The sequence below is a fragment of the Acinetobacter sp. R933-2 genome (assembly GCF_030325485.1).
Lineage (GTDB): Bacteria > Pseudomonadota > Gammaproteobacteria > Pseudomonadales > Moraxellaceae > Acinetobacter > Acinetobacter sichuanensis.
On record NZ_JACAIJ010000057.1, the window covers coordinates 1 to 999 of the forward strand.

Consider the following 999-nt stretch of genomic DNA (forward strand, 5'->3'; position numbering starts at 1 on the left):
TGGTTGATCGACTCAGTCGATGAGTTATTTCGAGTTTTTTTCGAATCTTGTATGAATAATAAAGTAGTTTGACTATAGCTGTAGAAATGATTATGCCAGTCAAGGCTTTTGAAGAATTCTGCGCACACCATCAAGTACAGCACCTAAGTACGGATGATTTTGCAAAGATTGAATATGACCGCATGAAGTGGCGATTTGGACAGGCCGGTATTAGAGAATAAAAACTCTAGTCTTTATTAAAAAATCAGGAAGATTTATATGCAAATTGATATTAAAACATCTTCAGTTAAGCCTTTAAGAAATACTTATGCTTATATTGAAAAAAGATTTGGTGATAAACCAGCTTCACGTTATCAAGAAGCGACCTACGATATTCAGGAAGAAATTAATTTTCATTACAAACCTTTATGGCAGCCTGAATTTGATCTTTACGATAAGGGCCGTACTGTAATCCAAATGAAAGATTGGTACGTGCTTAAAGATCCTCGTCAATTTTATTATGGGGCTTATACCCAAACTCGAGCTAAACAACAAGAGATTTTAGAAAGTAATTTTACGCTTGTTGAAAAACACGATTTATTAAGAAATATTTCTGAAGAAATTCTAAACAAAGTAACGAAATTACTACTCCCACTTTATTGTAAACAAGACATTTTTATCTTTTATATTCAATGGCTTATTTTCCTGCTAATTGGTAATACCATGAAAAATACCATGCTCAGAAAAGGCTTAACAATATTTTGAAAAATTGCCTACTGAGCGCTGCCGCACAGCTCCATAGGCCGCTTTCCTGGCTTTGCTTCCAGATGTATGCTCTTCTGCTCCTGCAGCTAATGGATCACCGCAAACAGGTTACTCGCCTGGGGATTCCCTTTCGACCCGAGCATCCGTATGAGACTCATGCTCGATTATTATTATTATACTCTGTACACGACAAATTTCACAGAACCCTTATCCTATCAGGATTCTGCTTTCTTAAAATTGCCAAAATTTCCTTAA

2 protein-coding genes are annotated in these 999 nt (G+C 35.8%); both read left to right on the forward strand.

The annotated features are described in order from the left end of the window. The first annotated feature begins 92 nt into the window (after nt 1-92). Nucleotides 93-221, forward strand: coding sequence for a hypothetical protein (locus tag HX005_RS19545; RefSeq protein WP_032073144.1), 129 nt, complete (start codon nt 93-95; stop codon nt 219-221). 37 nt (nt 222-258) lie between these two features. Next, nucleotides 259-744, forward strand: coding sequence for a ferritin family protein (locus HX005_RS19550; protein WP_006581703.1), 486 nt, complete (start codon nt 259-261; stop codon nt 742-744). The last annotated feature ends 255 nt before the right edge of the window (nt 745-999 follow it).

What these genes read in the sequence shown, in the direction of transcription:
- HX005_RS19545 (WP_032073144.1), top strand. Translation starts at nt 93, where the DNA reads ATGCCAGTCAAGGCTTTTGAAGAATTCTGCGCACACCATCAAGTACAG.
- HX005_RS19550 (WP_006581703.1), top strand. Translation starts at nt 259, where the DNA reads ATGCAAATTGATATTAAAACATCTTCAGTTAAGCCTTTAAGAAATACT.